Source organism: Acinetobacter sp. YH16052 (assembly GCF_013417155.1).
Classification (GTDB): domain Bacteria; phylum Pseudomonadota; class Gammaproteobacteria; order Pseudomonadales; family Moraxellaceae; genus Acinetobacter.
The window spans coordinates 1-16,260 of the sequence record NZ_VPEO01000031.1 but is presented as its reverse complement, the minus strand read 5'-3'; the positions used below and the strand labels follow the sequence as shown (position 1 = coordinate 16,260).

14 protein-coding genes are annotated in these 16,260 nt (G+C 38.5%); 6 read left to right on the top strand and 8 right to left on the bottom strand.

What is annotated here, in order from left to right; all coding sequences use genetic code 11:
* Window positions 1-175: 175 nt before the first annotated feature.
* On the top strand, window positions 176-787 hold the full coding sequence (locus tag FTV42_RS14375; RefSeq protein ID WP_015060246.1) for a recombinase family protein: 612 nt from the start codon (window positions 176-178) through the stop codon (window positions 785-787).
* Window positions 788-976: 189 nt separating this feature from the next.
* Here the strand turns inward: FTV42_RS14375 and FTV42_RS14370 are convergent, their stop codons facing one another.
* From FTV42_RS14370 to FTV42_RS14350, 5 genes are all read right to left on the bottom strand, one after another.
* Window positions 977-1,861 (bottom strand): Mph(E) family macrolide 2'-phosphotransferase, encoded by an 885-nt coding sequence (locus FTV42_RS14370; protein ID WP_000155092.1) that lies wholly within the window; start codon window positions 1,859-1,861, stop codon window positions 977-979.
* 55 nt (window positions 1,862-1,916) lie between these two features.
* Entirely contained in the window at window positions 1,917-3,392 is a 1,476-nt protein-coding gene (gene msr(E), locus FTV42_RS14365) for an ABC-F type ribosomal protection protein Msr(E) (protein WP_000052512.1), read from the bottom strand.
* A 665-nt stretch (window positions 3,393-4,057) separates the two neighbouring features.
* Window positions 4,058-5,035 (bottom strand): hypothetical protein, encoded by a 978-nt coding sequence (locus tag FTV42_RS14360; RefSeq protein ID WP_179991624.1) that lies wholly within the window; start codon window positions 5,033-5,035, stop codon window positions 4,058-4,060.
* A 294-nt stretch (window positions 5,036-5,329) separates the two neighbouring features.
* Complete coding sequence (locus FTV42_RS14355) at window positions 5,330-5,626, bottom strand: hypothetical protein (protein WP_179991623.1); 297 nt, start codon at window positions 5,624-5,626, stop codon at window positions 5,330-5,332.
* Window positions 5,626-6,267, bottom strand: a complete 642-nt coding sequence (locus FTV42_RS14350; RefSeq protein ID WP_179991622.1) for an AAA family ATPase — start codon at window positions 6,265-6,267, stop codon at window positions 5,626-5,628. The genes FTV42_RS14355 and FTV42_RS14350 overlap by 1 nt, the downstream gene beginning before the upstream one ends.
* A 332-nt stretch (window positions 6,268-6,599) precedes the next feature.
* Here FTV42_RS14350 and FTV42_RS14345 point away from each other — a divergent pair, with 332 nt between their 5' ends.
* Window positions 6,600-7,607 carry a replication initiation protein gene (locus FTV42_RS14345; RefSeq protein WP_179991621.1) on the top strand — a complete coding sequence of 336 codons (1,008 nt, stop codon included), beginning with the start codon at window positions 6,600-6,602 and terminating at the stop codon, window positions 7,605-7,607.
* 297 nt (window positions 7,608-7,904) lie between these two features.
* On the top strand, window positions 7,905-9,584 hold the full coding sequence (locus FTV42_RS14340) for an Eco57I restriction-modification methylase domain-containing protein (protein ID WP_179991620.1): 1,680 nt from the start codon (window positions 7,905-7,907) through the stop codon (window positions 9,582-9,584).
* Here the strand turns inward: FTV42_RS14340 and FTV42_RS14335 are convergent.
* Together FTV42_RS14335 and FTV42_RS14330 are read right to left on the bottom strand one after the other, a co-directional pair.
* The gene (locus tag FTV42_RS14335) at window positions 9,577-10,611 is read right to left on the bottom strand and encodes a restriction endonuclease (RefSeq protein ID WP_179991619.1); all 1,035 of its coding nucleotides are present in this window, start codon (window positions 10,609-10,611) and stop codon (window positions 9,577-9,579) included. The genes FTV42_RS14340 and FTV42_RS14335 overlap by 8 nt on opposite strands.
* Complete coding sequence (locus tag FTV42_RS14330) at window positions 10,589-10,843, bottom strand: helix-turn-helix domain-containing protein (RefSeq protein ID WP_081402697.1); 255 nt, start codon at window positions 10,841-10,843, stop codon at window positions 10,589-10,591. The genes FTV42_RS14335 and FTV42_RS14330 overlap by 23 nt, the downstream gene beginning before the upstream one ends.
* Before the next feature lie 354 nt (window positions 10,844-11,197).
* Here FTV42_RS14330 and cml point away from each other — a divergent pair, with 354 nt between their 5' ends.
* Together cml and FTV42_RS14320 are read left to right on the top strand one after the other, a co-directional pair.
* On the top strand, window positions 11,198-12,463 hold the full coding sequence (gene cml / locus FTV42_RS14325) for a CmlA/FloR family chloramphenicol efflux MFS transporter (RefSeq protein WP_020753574.1): 1,266 nt from the start codon (window positions 11,198-11,200) through the stop codon (window positions 12,461-12,463).
* The gene (locus FTV42_RS14320; RefSeq protein ID WP_020753573.1) at window positions 12,456-13,661 is read left to right on the top strand and encodes an ISL3 family transposase; all 1,206 of its coding nucleotides are present in this window, start codon (window positions 12,456-12,458) and stop codon (window positions 13,659-13,661) included. Before cml ends, FTV42_RS14320 begins: the two co-directional genes overlap by 8 nt.
* 494 nt (window positions 13,662-14,155) lie before the next feature.
* Here FTV42_RS14320 and FTV42_RS14315 read toward each other — a convergent pair whose 3' ends face one another.
* On the bottom strand, window positions 14,156-14,830 hold the full coding sequence (locus FTV42_RS14315) for a TetR/AcrR family transcriptional regulator C-terminal domain-containing protein (RefSeq protein ID WP_180039118.1): 675 nt from the start codon (window positions 14,828-14,830) through the stop codon (window positions 14,156-14,158).
* A 65-nt stretch (window positions 14,831-14,895) separates the two neighbouring features.
* Here FTV42_RS14315 and tet(39) point away from each other — a divergent pair, with 65 nt between their 5' ends.
* Complete coding sequence (gene tet(39), locus FTV42_RS14310) at window positions 14,896-16,083, top strand: tetracycline efflux MFS transporter Tet(39) (RefSeq protein WP_004856455.1); 1,188 nt, start codon at window positions 14,896-14,898, stop codon at window positions 16,081-16,083.
* Window positions 16,084-16,260 lie beyond the last annotated feature (177 nt).

Here is a 16,260-nt window from a genome sequence, read left to right as displayed (position 1 = left end):
AATTAACATAATACACGTTATACGAATTCCCAAGGCATGGCTTTTAGTCATGCTTTTTTTATCAAAAGACTATACCTGAATGATAGCGAGCCAAATCGCATACAATATCTATCATTAGACTTAATGCAATAATTAAATGATAGTATTATCATTAATCTAATAGAATTAAGATTAAATGATAGAAATGAATACACGTATTTATCTACGAGCTTCAACTAAAGATCAAGATGCAGAAAGGGCTTTGCAGATTCTTCAGGATCTAAACCAAAACTTGAATTTGGGTGAAACCATTGTGTACGTGGAAAACTATAGTGGTACGAAGTTAGACCGACCTGAATTGAATAAGCTACTGTCAGAAGCAAATCAAGGTGACACATTGTTAGTTGAAAGTATTGACCGCTTATCACGCCTAACCCAACGAGATTTTCAAGAGCTGAAGCGCAGGATCCAGGAGAAGGGACTTCGTTTAGTCGTAGCAGATCTTCCTACTACCTACCAAATGATTCAAACCAGTGACAGCATTACTCATTCAATCTTGGAACTCATCAACAATATGTTGATTGATCTTCTGGCAACAATGGCCCGCCTAGACAATGAGAAACGTATAGAACGTATTAAGCAGGGCCTGGCACGTTCGGGTTACAAACCAACAGGCAAGAAGGCAAATGAGGCTAAACATAAACGAATAAAAGAATTGCTAGTAGTTGGCAATATGACTAAGGAAGAAATTGCCAAAGCAGTGAATTGTGGAGTTGCAACTGTCTATCGAGTTGCTAAAGTTATCTAAAAGAGGCTTATCTCAACGCGCCCCCAATGGGGCACCGCTGCATTCAGGTTACTTCACATAAGAAATTTTATGTTAAATGATTGTTAGAAATGCCCCTTGATCGAGGCATTTTCTATAAAGAATACTAAAAACTAATTAAAGCCAACCAAGTTTCAAAACAAGGCAGTTCTCAGCAATCATATTTTTAAATTATATAACTCCCAACTGAGCTTTTGCTCCAACGATAAGGCTTTCATTTTGAGTTTCTAAGGCAAATAAACCATACATCAAAGGAGAGGCCGCTGCTCTTTCTAAAGTCTGTTCATATAGTTTATTCCAAACTTTACCCCCTAGTTTTTCATACTCGATGATTAGAGTTTTGAGGCTTTCTTCTCCAAACAAAGTTACATGCCCAGCAAAATCAATCGCTGGGTCATCTATATGGGCTGTTGACCAATCAATAACGCCTGAAACAGCTCCATCCTTTGAAGCTAGTACATGCCCAGCATATAAATCGCCATGTATAAATTGGGTGAAATCTGCCCATAGAACATCATTATCCAACCATTTTCTGTAGCGGGTTTCCAATTGCTCACTTATACCAATTTCAGATTTTACTAACTGCAAATTGTTTGCTATTTCAGGTCTTAAATCTGAAGGTTTCATAATTTTCAAATCATTTTCCCGAACTTCTTTTTCAGGAATACTATGGATTTCAAATAAGGTTTTTGCCAAAGATGTTATGTATTTCGGGCTATCTTTGTCCATATTCCAAATTATTTCATAGGTTTCAGCATCCAAATTTAAAACAGGATTATCTTTAAGTATGGGATAAGCCACTAATTCTGTAGATGAAATTCTCCAATCAGGAACCTCTACAGAAAGATGTTTTTTTACCAATTCTAAAATGCGTTTTTCTTTCTTGATTTGTTCCCTCATGCCATCACGACGAGGAATACGCAGCAACCATTGTTGCCCCTTTGTATCAAGAGCAAAAACGACCTTAAAATCAATGCCCATTTCATTGAAATTCATTTTGTCCGTAAGCAACAAGCCGTGTGCTTCAGCAAGTGATTGAATATCTTGAATTGTCATTTTTAATTTCCTTTAAAGAGTTCAATAATTAATGTTCGGATTAGATTGGCTATCATTAACAATCTCTCTCAAAAGTCTTGATGATTTTGTGGTCTTTGATCTCGTAGATAATGTCAGCAATATTATCGACCAATTGCTTGTCATGAGATACGAAGATAATAGTTCCTGCATAGGACTTCATCATTGTTTCTAATGCGGCAATACTTTTTAGGTCAAGATAGTTTCCTGGTTCATCCATAAGCAAAATATTATATTTTCCTAAAAGCATTTTGGATAAAAGCAGTTTGATGATTTCACCTCCCGATAAGTCGGATAAGTTTTTTTGAATATCATTCGCTCCGATCCCCATTGAAGCCAATACTGCACGAATTTCCGCAACTGTGTACTCGCACTCTTCCTGCATAAAGGAGAGCACAGATTTATGCGTGTTAAATTTATATCCTGTTTGTGTAAAGTAGCCAATTTCAGCTTTTGGAGATATGGTTAATCCATCAGCACGTTCTGATATCATTTTTAACAAGGACGTTTTCCCTGTTCCATTCGATCCAGTTATAGCGACTTTAGCGCCAAGCGGTATTATAAAGTTAGCGTCATCAAAGATAGTACGGCTACCAAATTTTAAGCTCAGACCATCTGCCGTAATCGGGAACTTATTGTGCAGTTCTAGGGCTGAACTTTGACGAAAACGAATAGAACGCAAATGCTCTGGTGCTTGAATATCTTCTAATGCAGCCAAACGCTTTTCCATACTCTTAGCTGCCTGATACAGTTTTCTTTGCTTGGTGCCAGTCATTTTTGCATGCCCAAGTCGTCCAGCACTTTCGGTAGAGTTTTTGGATTTTTCTCCTTTTTTCTTATTGTCTAATCGATTAGCTTGCTGGCGTTTTTCTTGCACAGCAGATTCTAATCGCTCCCGTTCCTTCATCATCAGCTCATATTCTACGGCTTGGTGTTGTCGCTCTTCTTCTTTTTGACGCAAGTAATCCGAGTAACCACCCCAATATTCCGTAATTTTACCGTCTTTTAACTCCCATATCTTGTCTACAACCATATCAAGAAAATATCGGTCATGACTGATAACAAGTAATGCTCCATCAAATGCTTTAAGTTGACCAATAAGTAGATCTATTCCATTGAGATCAAGGTGGCTGGTTGGTTCATCCGCTAGAATGCCATGTACTTGTTGGGAAAATGCGGCAGCAATTTTTGCACGAGTTTCCTCTCCGCCACTCATTGTGTCGTTTTGTACATTGGAAACACCAAGGCGAGATAACATTGCCCGGTCTTCGACCGTTTCTATTTCGATTCCGCCCAGTTGGCTGATATGTGCAAAATCACCAAAACGCTGTAATGTCGCTTCGGCTAAAACAATTTCGCCATTAAGTACTTTGAGTAAACTACTCTTTCCTGCTCCGTTATCACCCACAAGACCAATACGGTCATAAGAGTGAATTTCCAATTCATCAATATCCAAAACATCACGCCCAGCATAATCCAAGCGTATGTTTCTCGCTTTAATAATTAAACTCATTTTTATTTACTCCTGTTTAGCTCTTGAAATTTTTTATGCAGCAAACAGGATTTAGGTGAAAACAAAAGCTAGCATCACAGTGTCCTCCCAAAAAAAAAGCTATTCATCCACAGGGTGGACAAATAGCTAGTCAATTAAGTTATAACTGGAAACTATGCACTAAAAGCATACTTATAAATTAAGCATACTTTTACTTTATATATCCGCATATATTCTTAAAGACACAACAAAAGCCCACCATTATAAAATAGTGTCACTATGCAAATAGTTGTGTCTTAACGAATGCGGATAGAATGCATAAACTTACCTAAAAAATAAAATTCAGTTTTATGATAACTTTACTGTTAAAAGAAGTCTAGACAACCTTGTTTTATGCTTGGATATAAGGCTTATTTTAAAATAATAGTAGTGAAGATTTTCTAAAATTAACATAATACACCTTATACGAAATGCTATTTTTATTTCTTTAAAAATCAATTTCTTATATACTATTGAAAAGCCCATTCACCCTCGAATGGGCTTTTTTAATGATTTGTCACGTTCCACGCCTATTTATTGATCATTGTTCCACGACTTTGTTTAGCCAAAAAACATAATGCCCTCATTTTATTCGAGCCAATTTCAGCCCTTCGGGACTGAAATAATGGTCCAAATAAAATATGGTCTTAGAGAAAGATAAACATCAACAAGAAGATAATAGCCAAGCAACCAAAGCTTAGAGCCAAAACACGCCATAAGTCTTTATGTTTTACGTTACTTCGGCTTTCATGCAGTAGGTTCGATACTTCACTAAGGTAATGCTCAGAATTGCTTAAATCGCTTTTTAGACGCTTTGAGAGCATCTGTAGTTGGTTTCTTTCTTGCAGAAACTTCTGACGTTCCTGCGTTAGTTGCTCAATTTTTTCTTGGTCTTGGTGAATAATAGGCGTTTCTTTTTCGGCAAGTTGTTTTTCTAGAGCCTGCTTTTCATTTTTTAAGGCATTAATTGTTTGTTCAAGTTGCTTAACTTTTTGATTGGACAGTAGCTGATTCTGCTCTAGTTGTTCATATTCCCCTTTGATCTGAGAGATTTCACTCTCAAGCAGTCTAATTTTCTCATCCGCTTCTTCATGAGGCTTTGCTAATCGTTCAGAAAGTCTTTCAAGCATTAAAACCGTTTGGAATAGCTCATCATTTTTCTTTTCTAAATCGCCAATTTTCCATCTTGAGTTATGAAGTCCTTTATAGCGTCGAAGGTCTTGGAAGCGTCCTTCACCTTCTAGGAATTTGTATTCTAGAATCCGATTACGTTCTTTTAGGTTCTTATTTTCAATTTCAAACCTCATTTCACGTTCAGCCATACGGTCTAAACGACGTTTTAGGTTCTGTATTTCATTATTTTGACGAGTAAGCCGGTCTATCTGACGTTCAACTTTGTTTGTTAGGGCTGTTTTGGTCTTTAAAGTGGTTGATTCATCTTCTACAAACTCTTTGAGATAACGACTTAAGAGTGATTCCTCCAAATCAAAGGGCATGTTTAAGTCTTTTTTTAGCACTTGGATGATGGATTGATAGGTCAAACCCTCTTTTTTTAGGCGTAAAACATCGTCTAGATGATTTCTCAGCCACTTTTTCTTATTGAACGAAGGTTTATTTTTGATCACTTGAAAGCCTTAATTTTGTTGACGCTCTAAAATCAGTTTTCAACCGATTTTTTTTATACACACCATACGCACCTTACAGGATGCCACTAAAAATAATTTAGATTTTTTGAGGGTGTTTCTTGAAATAAATATATGATTTATAAATGTAAAACAGTAATTTTTATGTAAATACTTCCAAAAATTGCAAAAAATATTATAAGTTATTGATTTTTCAATTCAGTAGTTTTAGAAGTATTTTATAAGGAATATAGCATTAGCTGAAAATAGAAAAGCCACCGTTGAGGTGGCTCAGAATCAGTAACCTAACTCTTTCTTGATCAAATTGTGCAACTCTTCATCCGATAAAGTATTAAGTTGACTAATAGCAGCTTTGAGCATGATAGATCGGTTTGCTTTAGCAACACGACATCTAACTTTCAAGTCGTTAATCTGTTCACTTACATCCTCTGTTAACGAAAAGGTATATCTTTGAAATTTAGAATTTGATGGGGTTAGTTCTTGGACATTTTTAGATGCGCCAGAAATAAAATCATTCACTAATTTTTCATTTTTAGAAGTTTGATCTTCTCTTTTTAAACCTTTTAAAGCCATTAGAGATCTCCTAAAAATTCTTTTGCAATTTGTTCAATTTCTTGCTTGGCTTTTTCATCAGATGACATTTCAAAAACGGATAATCCATTTTCATCAGCATCATCGTATATGTTTCGATTACACGTAAAATTATTTAATGGGATGAGATCAAACGATTCACATGCTTCTTTAGCATCTAAGATGCGTTGAACTTGACTCGGTAAAGTAGGACATTGAGTAATGACTGCTCTCGTATAGAGTTCAGGATTAACAGCTTTTGCAAGACGTATTAATTTTTCGACATGTACTAATGTTTTTAGATCTCGTCTTTTAGGACGGAAAGGCAAAAGCATATGAGTGGAAACAGTCATTGCCGAACGTAAGGCTTCAGAATCCTGTCCACCAGCATCAATAATGATGTCTTGGTATCGCTTCGATAAATCCATTAGGATTTGTCGAATGTTCCCTGAAGCTTGTACTGATGGAATGCTTTTTACAGCTGAATTTTCATCTCGTTCTTTGATCCAGTCAGTTGTCGTACCTTGTGGATCTGCATCGAGTAATAAGATATCTCGATTATTTGCTTGTAAATAAACTGCTAGATTTTGGGCTAAACAACTTTTTCCAGACCCACCTTTTTCACCACCAACTAATATGATCATTTTTATTTAACTTACGTAACTTATTTAACTTAAGTATAGCCGAATAATAAGGAAGATCAATGGTTTCACACGTTTAGTGAATTTACGCAACTTAAGTAATTTATTTAACTTACGTAAGTTTGTGAAAAAAGTTTTATCTTATATGTACTTTTTTGGTTGAATTGAATTATAAGTTAGCTATATTGTATAAATTACAGATATGAAAAAGCCCCATAACTTTCAATCTTGCCGGACAGGAAGTTACAGGGCTTGAATTCTTAGAACATGCTTGCACATGAACTGTATTAATAATACATGTTCATTGTGCATTTGCAAATAGTGAAGATAAGCAAATGCAACAATTATCTTTTCTGCTTGATCAATTTCAAGACAGATTACCTAAAAAGCCTTACTGTTCAGATAATCTGGATTATGGTCTTATTATCAGGCCTAAAGAAATTTCTTTAAAGTACAAATATATACAACCTAATAGTCCATACTATTTACATTATCTAGTATTTGATTTGGATTATGAGTCTTCATTATCAGAAATATTATATGGCTTAGTTGGAATTCCATTACCGAACTTATTAGTTGCCAATCCTAATAATGGGCGCTCACATATACTTTTTCAGTTAAAAACACCTGTTTATACAACTGATGCTAGTCGTCAAAAGCCTATCCTTTATGCAAATGCTATTCGTCAAAAATTAGGTGAGTTATTTAATGCAGATCCAGCATATGTGAGTTTGGTATCAAAGAATCCTATCTCAAGTTATTGGCAAACCACTAGCTTGCGAGAAAAACCCTATACTTTAAGTGAACTAGCTCGAAATCTAGACTTAACATGGAAAGATGTTAATAGAGAGATTAAACAAGACGAAGCGATAGGTTTAGGGCGTAATTGTTTTGTATTCAATACGGCTAGGCATTGGGCATATAAAGAAATACGAAAATATCGAGGGAGTACATATACATCCTGGCTTGATTGTGTAGTTCAGCATTGCATAGGGCTTAACCAAGGGCTTACCAACCCAATGACTTTTGGTGAAGTAAAAGGCATTGCTAAATCCATTGCACGATATTGTTGGAAAAAAGACGCCTATTGCTATCAGGAATTTATTGACCGTCAATCTAGAAAAGGGAAGTTAGGCGGTATAAAGGGCGGAGTAGTGAGATCTGCAAAATATCAGCCCTTACGTGTAAAGGCGAAAGAACTACATTTAAAAGGATTAAGTTGTCGAAAGATTGCAAATGAGTTGAAAGTATCCAAATCGGTTGTTGCTTCGTGGATAAAGTGTCCAAGTGAGCCTAAATCAGATATTAGCTCTTTGGGAACTGCTTTAAACTTGTTTTCTTAGCTAGGTGTCCAAGTGAGCCTAAATCAGATATTAGCTCTTTTAGGTGTTTCTTATGTTACCTACATCTTCTTCTGTTTCCACTTTTGAATTGAAAGGGCTTTGTTGCACAAAGATTTCATAACTATTTGATTTTAAAAGTTTTGATTATTTTTTGATCCAAAATTAAATTTATTTAAATCAGATGCTTAATAAACAGAATTACGTCAAACCATGGCGTTTACATACTTTATCTCTGCAACAATTATCCGATACATAGCTATAATTACTAATCATTTAGTAGTGGAACATTAAGCAGTCATGAATATCTCCCTCCCTCGATTTCAAAATATTCATGAAGATAAAAAGAATGGCGTTACATATACACCAGTTGAATTAGCTGAGTTTGTTGCAAAGAAAACCATTAGTTATTTTGATAGCCAATTGTTTTTAAATAAAAAAATTAAAATCTTAGATCCTAGTATTGGTGATGGAATTCTTATTAAAGAATTACTATTAAAGTTAGGCACAGAAAAATTTTCTGAAATAGAAATAGTAGGGGTTGATCTTGATAACTCTAATTTTGAACAAATTACTTCAACAGTTAAAGAGAAATATCCTAACGTTACATTGACGTTATTAAGGGATGATTTTTTAGATTTTTATGATGCAAATAAAGAATCAAGATTTAACATTATTATTGCTAATCCGCCTTACATCCGTACCCAAATTATTGGTAGTGAAAAATCTCAAAAGATAGCAAAGGATTTTAATTTAAAAGGAAAAACTGATATTTATTATGGCTTTATGATGGCAATGTCTAGTTTGCTTAGTAATGATGGTGTGTTAGCTACTATCACATCAAATCGGTTTCTATCAGTTAAATCTGGGCACGTATTACGAGATTATTTATTAGAAACCTTAGATATACAGTCTATTTATGATTTAGGGGATACAAAAGTATTTAGTTCTGCAGCGGTACTTCCAGCACTAGTTTTTTCTAAAAAAAATAATAATCAAATTAAGGTCGATCCTGAATTTATTAGTGTTTATGAAGTGAAAAAATCAAAACAAGACCATAAAGAGGTCGAAACGATTTTTTCAGAAATAGAGGATATTACTCAACATATTAAAGTTGGTAAGTCTAAATTTGAAATTATTAGAGGAATCTTAGATTTATCTAGTTCTAAAAATAACGTATGGACTGTATCAACTAAGGAAAGTAATTCATGGTTAAGTAAAGTAACGATGAATACTTGGAAAACATTTAAAGACATTGGTCCAATTCGAGTAGGTGTTAAGTCTACAGCAGATAAGGTATTTATACGTGACGATTGGGATTCGTTTGATCCTAAACCTGAATTAATCAAATATTTGTTGACTAGCGAATGTGCGCAACAGTTTAAGGCTATCAGACCGAATAAGCCTAAAGAAATTATTTATCCACATACAAGTGAAAATGGAAAGAAAAAAGCCGTAGATATAGATCAGTATCCAGCTACTAAACAATATTTAGAAGTGTACAAAGAGCAATTAAGTAGTAGGGAATATCTGATAAAAGCGGGTAGAAATTGGTATGAATTGTGGGTTCCACAAAATCCAAGTCTGTGGTGTAAGCCAAAGATTGTTTTTCCAGATATCTCTGAAAAACCAAAATTTTGGATAGATCTAGAAGGCAATATAGTTAATGGTGAATGCTATTGGATTACACCAGACGATAGTAAAGATAATGAATTATTATGGTTATGTTTAGCAGTTGCTAACTCTAGGTTTATTGAGCAGTTTTATGACTATAAATTTAACAATAAGCTATATTCAGGAAAAAGAAGGTTCATGAAGCAATATGTTGAAGAATTTCCTATTCCTGATCCTGAATTACAGAACTCTCAAGAATTAATTAAGTTATCAAAGATGATTTATAACTTGTTAGATCAGAAAGAAAGTTCAAAGCTTAAAGACAAGCTAGATGAACTTGTCTTTAAAGCGTTTGCTGTTAATTAAAAAAGTTTGCTGGGAGTGGTAATTGGATTTTCCCATTTACTACTTTACCTTGAAACTGAGTAAATCTGTTGAAGAAGCTCTCGCCAGTAGTAACAACTAGATGAGTCAGTGTAACTAGACTCCCATTAGTCGTTCCGTAAAACACCGCATATCTAGTATCACAATGACGCACTAAAGTTGAATCTACTGGGAAGCCTAAATTATCCAAACTGTCAGGACAAACTAGCCCTAAATCGATAGTTGGAGAAGTCTGAAGCTTGACTTCCAATAACTGATTTTTAATATCGGGGAATTTCCCATCATCAGCGTAGCTAGAATATCCTAAAGCTTCGCAAACTAATTTATGTAATCCAGCCCCACGATTACGTTCCTGTACTATGCCTGGATCACTAAAAGTTAAGCCAATGAGTGGAGAGAGCCTAGTGAATACTTCTTTAATAGAAAGTAATTCTTTAGATGATGGAAAACCTATTGGAGATTGAGTTGGTTTATACGAATCTGGTGCTAAATGACCTATCAACTGATCTGTATCAAGGGGGGATATAAGTTCTAATGACTCATTAGGAGTAAATCTAGCTTGATATTTTGTAGTGATTTTGCCAGTTGTATCTAAAATGGAAAGTTCTTCACCATTTATAACTTTCACTTTGTAAATAATATCATTCGTGTCAATGCCGATAATAACATAGCGTCTTTCAGCAGAAATCTCTTCATTCCAAATCTGTAAATTTCTAGATTTTTGATTATATGTATCAAAATTTTGACCCGTAAATCGAGGTTGAACTTTCGGAAAAGTTTTTTCGATGGGATATCCTAGAATTTCACAAACCTTTTGTTTAACAACTTTAGATCTTGATTTTACAGCATAAGCACTCACATCAAAACCACATAATTTTTCATTTAAAATTTGTTCTAGGATTTCATCTGGAATCCATAGTTCAGGATGGCCAATAGTGATAGGGGTATGAATCGTAATACCTGCATTTTGGATATTACGAACATACTCATCTGCTGATAGTAGCGTCATTAAAGTCTCTTGGAATCAATAGTTCTGGAACAGTGATTCCAAGTGCTTCAGCAATTATCTCTAAGGAACTTAAAGAAAGATTTTTTTCACATCTCTCAATAGCTCCTATATATGTCCTATGCAATTTACAAAGTTCAGCTAACTCTTCTTGTGAAAGATTATTGGCTGATCTATAACTTTTTAGATTATTAGAAATAATCAATAGTAGTTTATGACTAGGCTTACGAAACATTATTGGAAATCACTTATTTGAGTCCAAATAATGAAAATGTGATGACAATAAGTCGACAGACGATAAGTAGCATTAGAGAGTATAAGTCGTATTTAATTATGAAATTTTTCTACAATTAACATAAGACGAATTATGCGAATCAAAAAAAATTGGTAATAAAAAAAGGTTCTTTGCACTTTAGCGTGAAGATTGTTACGATATGGACTCATCCATGAGATAACCCGCACATGAGCGCTACCAAGAAAGCAGACAAGTAAGCCGCAGCAACCTTCGTTTTCGGTTGTTGCGGCGTTCTCAAGAACCTAGTTGCTCTGCAAGAGCGCCGCCAAATTCTTAACTTAAGGAGATGGCTTCGTGCGCTCAAAAGATTTTTCTTGGCGGTATTCTCTTCCCGCCACGCTATTGCTGTTATCACCATTCGATTTGCTGGCGTCACTGGGCATGGATATGTACCTGCCCGTGGTGCCTTTCATGGCGGATGCACTTGGGTCCGGTGCAGGGACGATCCAGCTGACGTTGACGGCATACCTGGTTTTGCTTGGAGCCGGACAGCTTCTCTTCGGCCCACTGTCGGATCGGCTGGGTCGCCGCCCCGTTTTACTTGGTGGCGGGATTGCCTATATTGCGGCTTCATTCGGCCTCACCGTAGTTTCATCGCCAGAACTTTTTCTGAGCTTCCGCGTTCTTCAGGCCTGCGGCGCTTCGGCATGTCTCGTTTCCACTTTCGCGACGGTACGCGACATCTATTCGGGCCGTGAGGAAAGCAACGTCATCTATGGCTTGCTCGGCTCTATGCTTGCGATGGTTCCTGCGATAGGCCCACTGCTAGGAGCGCTGGTCGACGCGTGGCTCGGATGGCGCGCAATCTTCGGCTTGCTAGGGATGGCAATGATAGGCGCTGTTATCGCAGCCTGGCGACTCTGGCCAGAGACTCGGCGGCACCGGACGGCAGACCTACAGTGGTCGCAGCTATTGACTCCTGTGAAACACCTGAACTTCTGGCTGTACACGCTCTGTTACAGCGCGGGGATGGGCAGCTTTTTCGTCTTTTTCTCGACCGCCCCCTGGCTAATGATGGGGAGGCAAGGGTTATCGCAACTTAGCTTCAGCTTGCTATTTGCTACAGTGGCCATCGCTATGATGGCTACAGCGCGAATCATGGGACGACTGATTCCCCGGTGGGGAAGCCTGAAGACCTTACGAGTGGGAATGGGGTGTCTGATGGCGGGAGCGCTGTTGCTCGCTGTTGGCGAGACATTGGCACCGGTCTCGGTGCTTGGCTTCATCGCCCCGATGTGGCTCGTGGGTGTTGGTATCGCCACTGCGGTATCGGTGGCACCCAATGCCGCTCTTCGAGGTTTCGATCATATCGCTGGGACCGCTACAGCAGTCTACTTCTGTTTGGGTGGACTACTGTTAGGGATTATCGGGACACTCATTATTACGCTTTTATCGACTGGTACCACCTGGCCGATCATCGCTTATTGCCTCATCCTCGCAACAGCAGTGCTTTGTCTGTCCTGCATCAATCCCAACAGACGCCATCTCAGCCAAGAAGAACATGATGCCTTGGCGCTACAAGGCACCGATAGCGCGCAATCGGTCCATGATCATGACTAGCGCTGATGTTTGGAGCCTGTTCTGGAAGGGCTTTTCGCCAGCGTCTCATGGGCTTCTAGATGAACAGACTTTGCTGATCCGTCTTACACACGACGAGGAGCATACGCCAATTTGTAGCCGATGCGATTGCCCTTGTTTCCTGGTACATGACATCAATTGGCGCCGAGTTCGCGAGTCACCAATTATGCAGTATCGCGTCGAGTTGGATGTACCTGTGCGGCGGCTGCGTTGTCCACAATGCGGTCCAACCAGAGAGCGGATCGATTGGCTACCACCGCGCTCCCGTATTACGCAATCATTGCGCAACTGGATTGAGAAATTAGTACAGATGCTGCCCGTCAGTCATGTTGCCAATCTTTTGGGCTTGCATTGGCATACAGTCAAGACTATTGACATGGAGCGGCTCAAACGTGATTTGCACGAGCCAGATCGAAGTCGATTGCGCCGCCTGATGATGGACGAATTCGCCTTGCACAAGGGTCATCGCTACGCCACGGTGGTCGCCTGTGCCGACACCCAGCAAGTGGTGTGGATTGGCGAGGGCCGCTCGCGTGAGGCGATCCGGCCGTTCTTCGAGTGGTTAGGCGATGCCCGGAACCAGATCGAGGCAGTGGCCATGGACATGAACTCAGCCTTCGATCTTGAAGTGAAGGCCCAGTGCCCCAACGCGGTGGTGGTCTACGACCTGTTCCATGTGGTGGCTAAGTATGGCCGCGAAGTGATGGATAGAGTGCGAGTTGATCAGGCCAATCAACTGCGAGATGACAAGGTCGCCCGCAAGGTGATCAAAAGCAGCCGTTGGATACTGTTACGCAATGCTGACAACCTTGAGCCCGAGCAGGCGGTCAAGCTGGACGAACTCCTGGCCGCCAATGCGTTCTTGACTACGGTGTACGTGCTCAAGGACCAACTTAAGACGCTATGGTTTGCGGAAAGCGAGACGACGGCCAGAAGCGCCTGGCGGGAATGGGCCGGCATGGCCCTCGGTAGCGGAATTGATGCTTTGGTACGATTTGCCAAGAAGCTGGAGCCATATATGGAGGGTATCGTTTCCAGTGCCCTCCACCGGCTGAACACCAGCGTGCTGGAGGGCATGAACAACCGGATCAAAGTCATTAAGCGGATGGCCTATGGATACCGCGACACGGACTACTTCTTCCTCAAGATCCGTGCTGCATTTCCCGGCAAAGTGCGATGAACTTAAAAAAAGCCCGACATCCTGTCGGGCTTTTTCATATTGGGTGTTTAGGTATAACTCCTGTCGTACCTCACGTCCTGGTGTTGCACTTATCATTATTGTTTTATGTGTTGGAACATCCTGTTCTCTATGTCCCCATCATATGAAAAATCCCCATACTGACATAGACGCAATGGTCTTTAATTGATGTCAGCCTGAGCGTACAACATTGCTCAAAACTTACCCCAAGGTTTATCCGCAGAAATTGCGGATAATTTCCGAAGTACAGGCATTGATAAAATTTAAAAAATTGCAAAATCGACTACTTTTTAAACAAATTTATTGGCAAGAACTATCAAAACTGCTCATAAAAAAGCCGACTTGTTTCAAAATCGGCTTTTTGGGCATTTTTACATTTTTCTGGTTCTATTAAGCAATTGATATCTATATTAATATACAAGTGTATTGCGTATAACCGCCATTATGTTAAATAATTAAGGATAAAAGCTTTATTACTAAATAGAACAGTTGCTTAAAGCAGTATAGAGGTAAGTTTGCATTTTAATATCAAGTTGTCTTTCAGCACCGATAATCACCATACGAATCCCATTTTCAAAAATGTCATCCGCATTCATATTTTGTAAGGTATTCACTCCTTGGAGCATGAGTGGATATATAGTTGGATCGGCTTCGAATGGTGGGTCTGATCTTATTTCTTCTTGCTGCTCCTCAAGGACCCACCCAACAATAAACCTTCCTAATGTCATAAGTAATGCAACTGCTTCAACAGGAGAAAACCCAGCATGAGATAACAGCGCAACTTGGGCCTCAATCGTGTTGAAATGTCCTTGACTGGGGCTAGTTCTTGCATGTAGACGAGCACCATCACGGTAAGCTAGTAGTGCTCGACGAAAGCTTACAGAATTAGCGAGCAACCAATCTTGCCATGTCATCCCATCGATGGGTAAAGAAACTAAATGGTGTTCATTTATAATGGTTTCCGCCATTGCTTCCATTAACAAGGATTTATTCTTGAAATGCCAATATAGAGTTGGAGATTTAATACCCAATCGTTGAGCTAGCTTGCGTGTGGTTATTGAATCTATGCCTTCTTCATTCAACATATCCAATGCGGTACGCAGGACTATTTCACGTGTCAGACGTTGAGGTGCAATATCTTTTTTACTCATAAATCTATCACTGATAGGGAGTGTGTGAGAGAATATTAATTCTATCATTGCTAGAGAAGGCATTTGTGAAGAAATCATTGAGCGTGATTTTAATCACTATATTTCTGGATGCTGTTGGGATTGGTTTAATTATGCCGATCTTGCCTGAATTATTACGGTCATTGGCTGGAGCTGAAGCAGGCGGTGTTCACTATGGTGCTTTATTAGCTGTGTATGCTCTGATGCAGTTCATTTTTGCACCTATCCTTGGAGCGTTGAGTGACCGATTTGGACGTCGACCTGTATTAATTATTTCAATTGCTGGTGCAACGGCTGATTATCTCCTAATGGCTGCTGCTCCTTCTCTATTGTGGCTATATATTGGTCGTATTTTTGCGGGAATTACAGGTGCCAACATGGCTGTTGCAACAGCTTATGTTTCAGATATTACTCCAGCCCATGAGCGTGCAAAAAGGTTTGGTCTCCTTGGAGCTGTCTTTGGTATTGGGTTTATAGCGGGTCCGGTAATAGGTGGAGTTTTGGGTGAATGGAACTTACATGCACCGTTCTTTGCTGCTGCTTTTATGAATGGGATTAATTTAATAATGACAGCAGTCTTATTAAAAGAATCAAAACACAGCAATAAAATGACTGAGAAGGTTCAGGAGCAATCAATATTAAAGAAATTATCCTATTTGATCACTCAACCTAATATGGCTCCATTGCTTGGTATCTTTTTAATTATCACATTGGTTTCACAAGTCCCCGCAACTTTATGGGTTATCTATGGGCAGGATCGTTATGGCTGGAGTATATTTATTGCAGGTGTTTCCCTTGCTAGTTATGGAATATGCCATTCTATTGCACAGGCTTTTGCTATCGCCCCTATGGTAAAGAGGTTTGGAGAGAAAAATACGTTGTTATGTGGAATAGCTTGCGATGCAATTGGTTTACTTCTTTTATCTATTGCTGTTGAAGAATGGGTGCCTTTTGCGTTGTTACCATTGTTTGCCCTTGGTGGAGTAGCCGTTCCTGCTTTGCAAGCAATGATGTCCAGAGGTATTAGTGATGAAAGACAAGGTGAATTACAAGGGCTATTAAGCAGTTTTAATAGTCTGGGGGCTATAATTGGTCCTGTATTAGTTACTAGCCTCTATTTTATGACTCAGGCATCAGCTCCTGGAATGGTATGGGCATTAGCTGCAATACTTTATGTAATCACCCTACCCTTATTGCTTAAGTATCGCCTGAATAAATATTCTGGAGTTCCATAAAATATTTAATTTATTGGTTTAAAAACTAATGGATTCTATAGTTTATCTAAAATTAACATAATACACGTTATACGAATTCCCAAGGCATGGCTTTTAGTCATGCTTTTTTTATCAAAAGACTATACCTGAATGATAGCGAGCCAAATCGCATACAATATCTATCATTAGACTTAATGC

Excerpts from the sequence above, each read along its gene's own strand:
- FTV42_RS14375 (WP_015060246.1), top strand. The coding sequence starts at position 176 with ATGATAGAAATGAATACACGTATTTATCTACGAGCTTCAACTAAAGAT.
- FTV42_RS14370 (WP_000155092.1), bottom strand. The coding sequence starts at position 1,861 with ATGACAATTCAAGATATTCAATCACTTGCTGAAGCACACGGCTTGTTG.
- FTV42_RS14355 (WP_179991623.1), bottom strand. The coding sequence starts at position 5,626 with ATGGCTTTAAAAGGTTTAAAAAGAGAAGATCAAACTTCTAAAAATGAA.
- FTV42_RS14350 (WP_179991622.1), bottom strand. The coding sequence starts at position 6,267 with ATGATCATATTAGTTGGTGGTGAAAAAGGTGGGTCTGGAAAAAGTTGT.
- FTV42_RS14345 (WP_179991621.1), top strand. The coding sequence starts at position 6,600 with ATGCAACAATTATCTTTTCTGCTTGATCAATTTCAAGACAGATTACCT.
- FTV42_RS14340 (WP_179991620.1), top strand. The coding sequence starts at position 7,905 with ATGAATATCTCCCTCCCTCGATTTCAAAATATTCATGAAGATAAAAAG.
- FTV42_RS14335 (WP_179991619.1), bottom strand. The coding sequence starts at position 10,611 with ATGACGCTACTATCAGCAGATGAGTATGTTCGTAATATCCAAAATGCA.
- FTV42_RS14330 (WP_081402697.1), bottom strand. The coding sequence starts at position 10,843 with ATGTTTCGTAAGCCTAGTCATAAACTACTATTGATTATTTCTAATAAT.
- FTV42_RS14320 (WP_020753573.1), top strand. The coding sequence starts at position 12,456 with ATGACTAGCGCTGATGTTTGGAGCCTGTTCTGGAAGGGCTTTTCGCCA.
- FTV42_RS14315 (WP_180039118.1), bottom strand. The coding sequence starts at position 14,830 with ATGAGTAAAAAAGATATTGCACCTCAACGTCTGACACGTGAAATAGTC.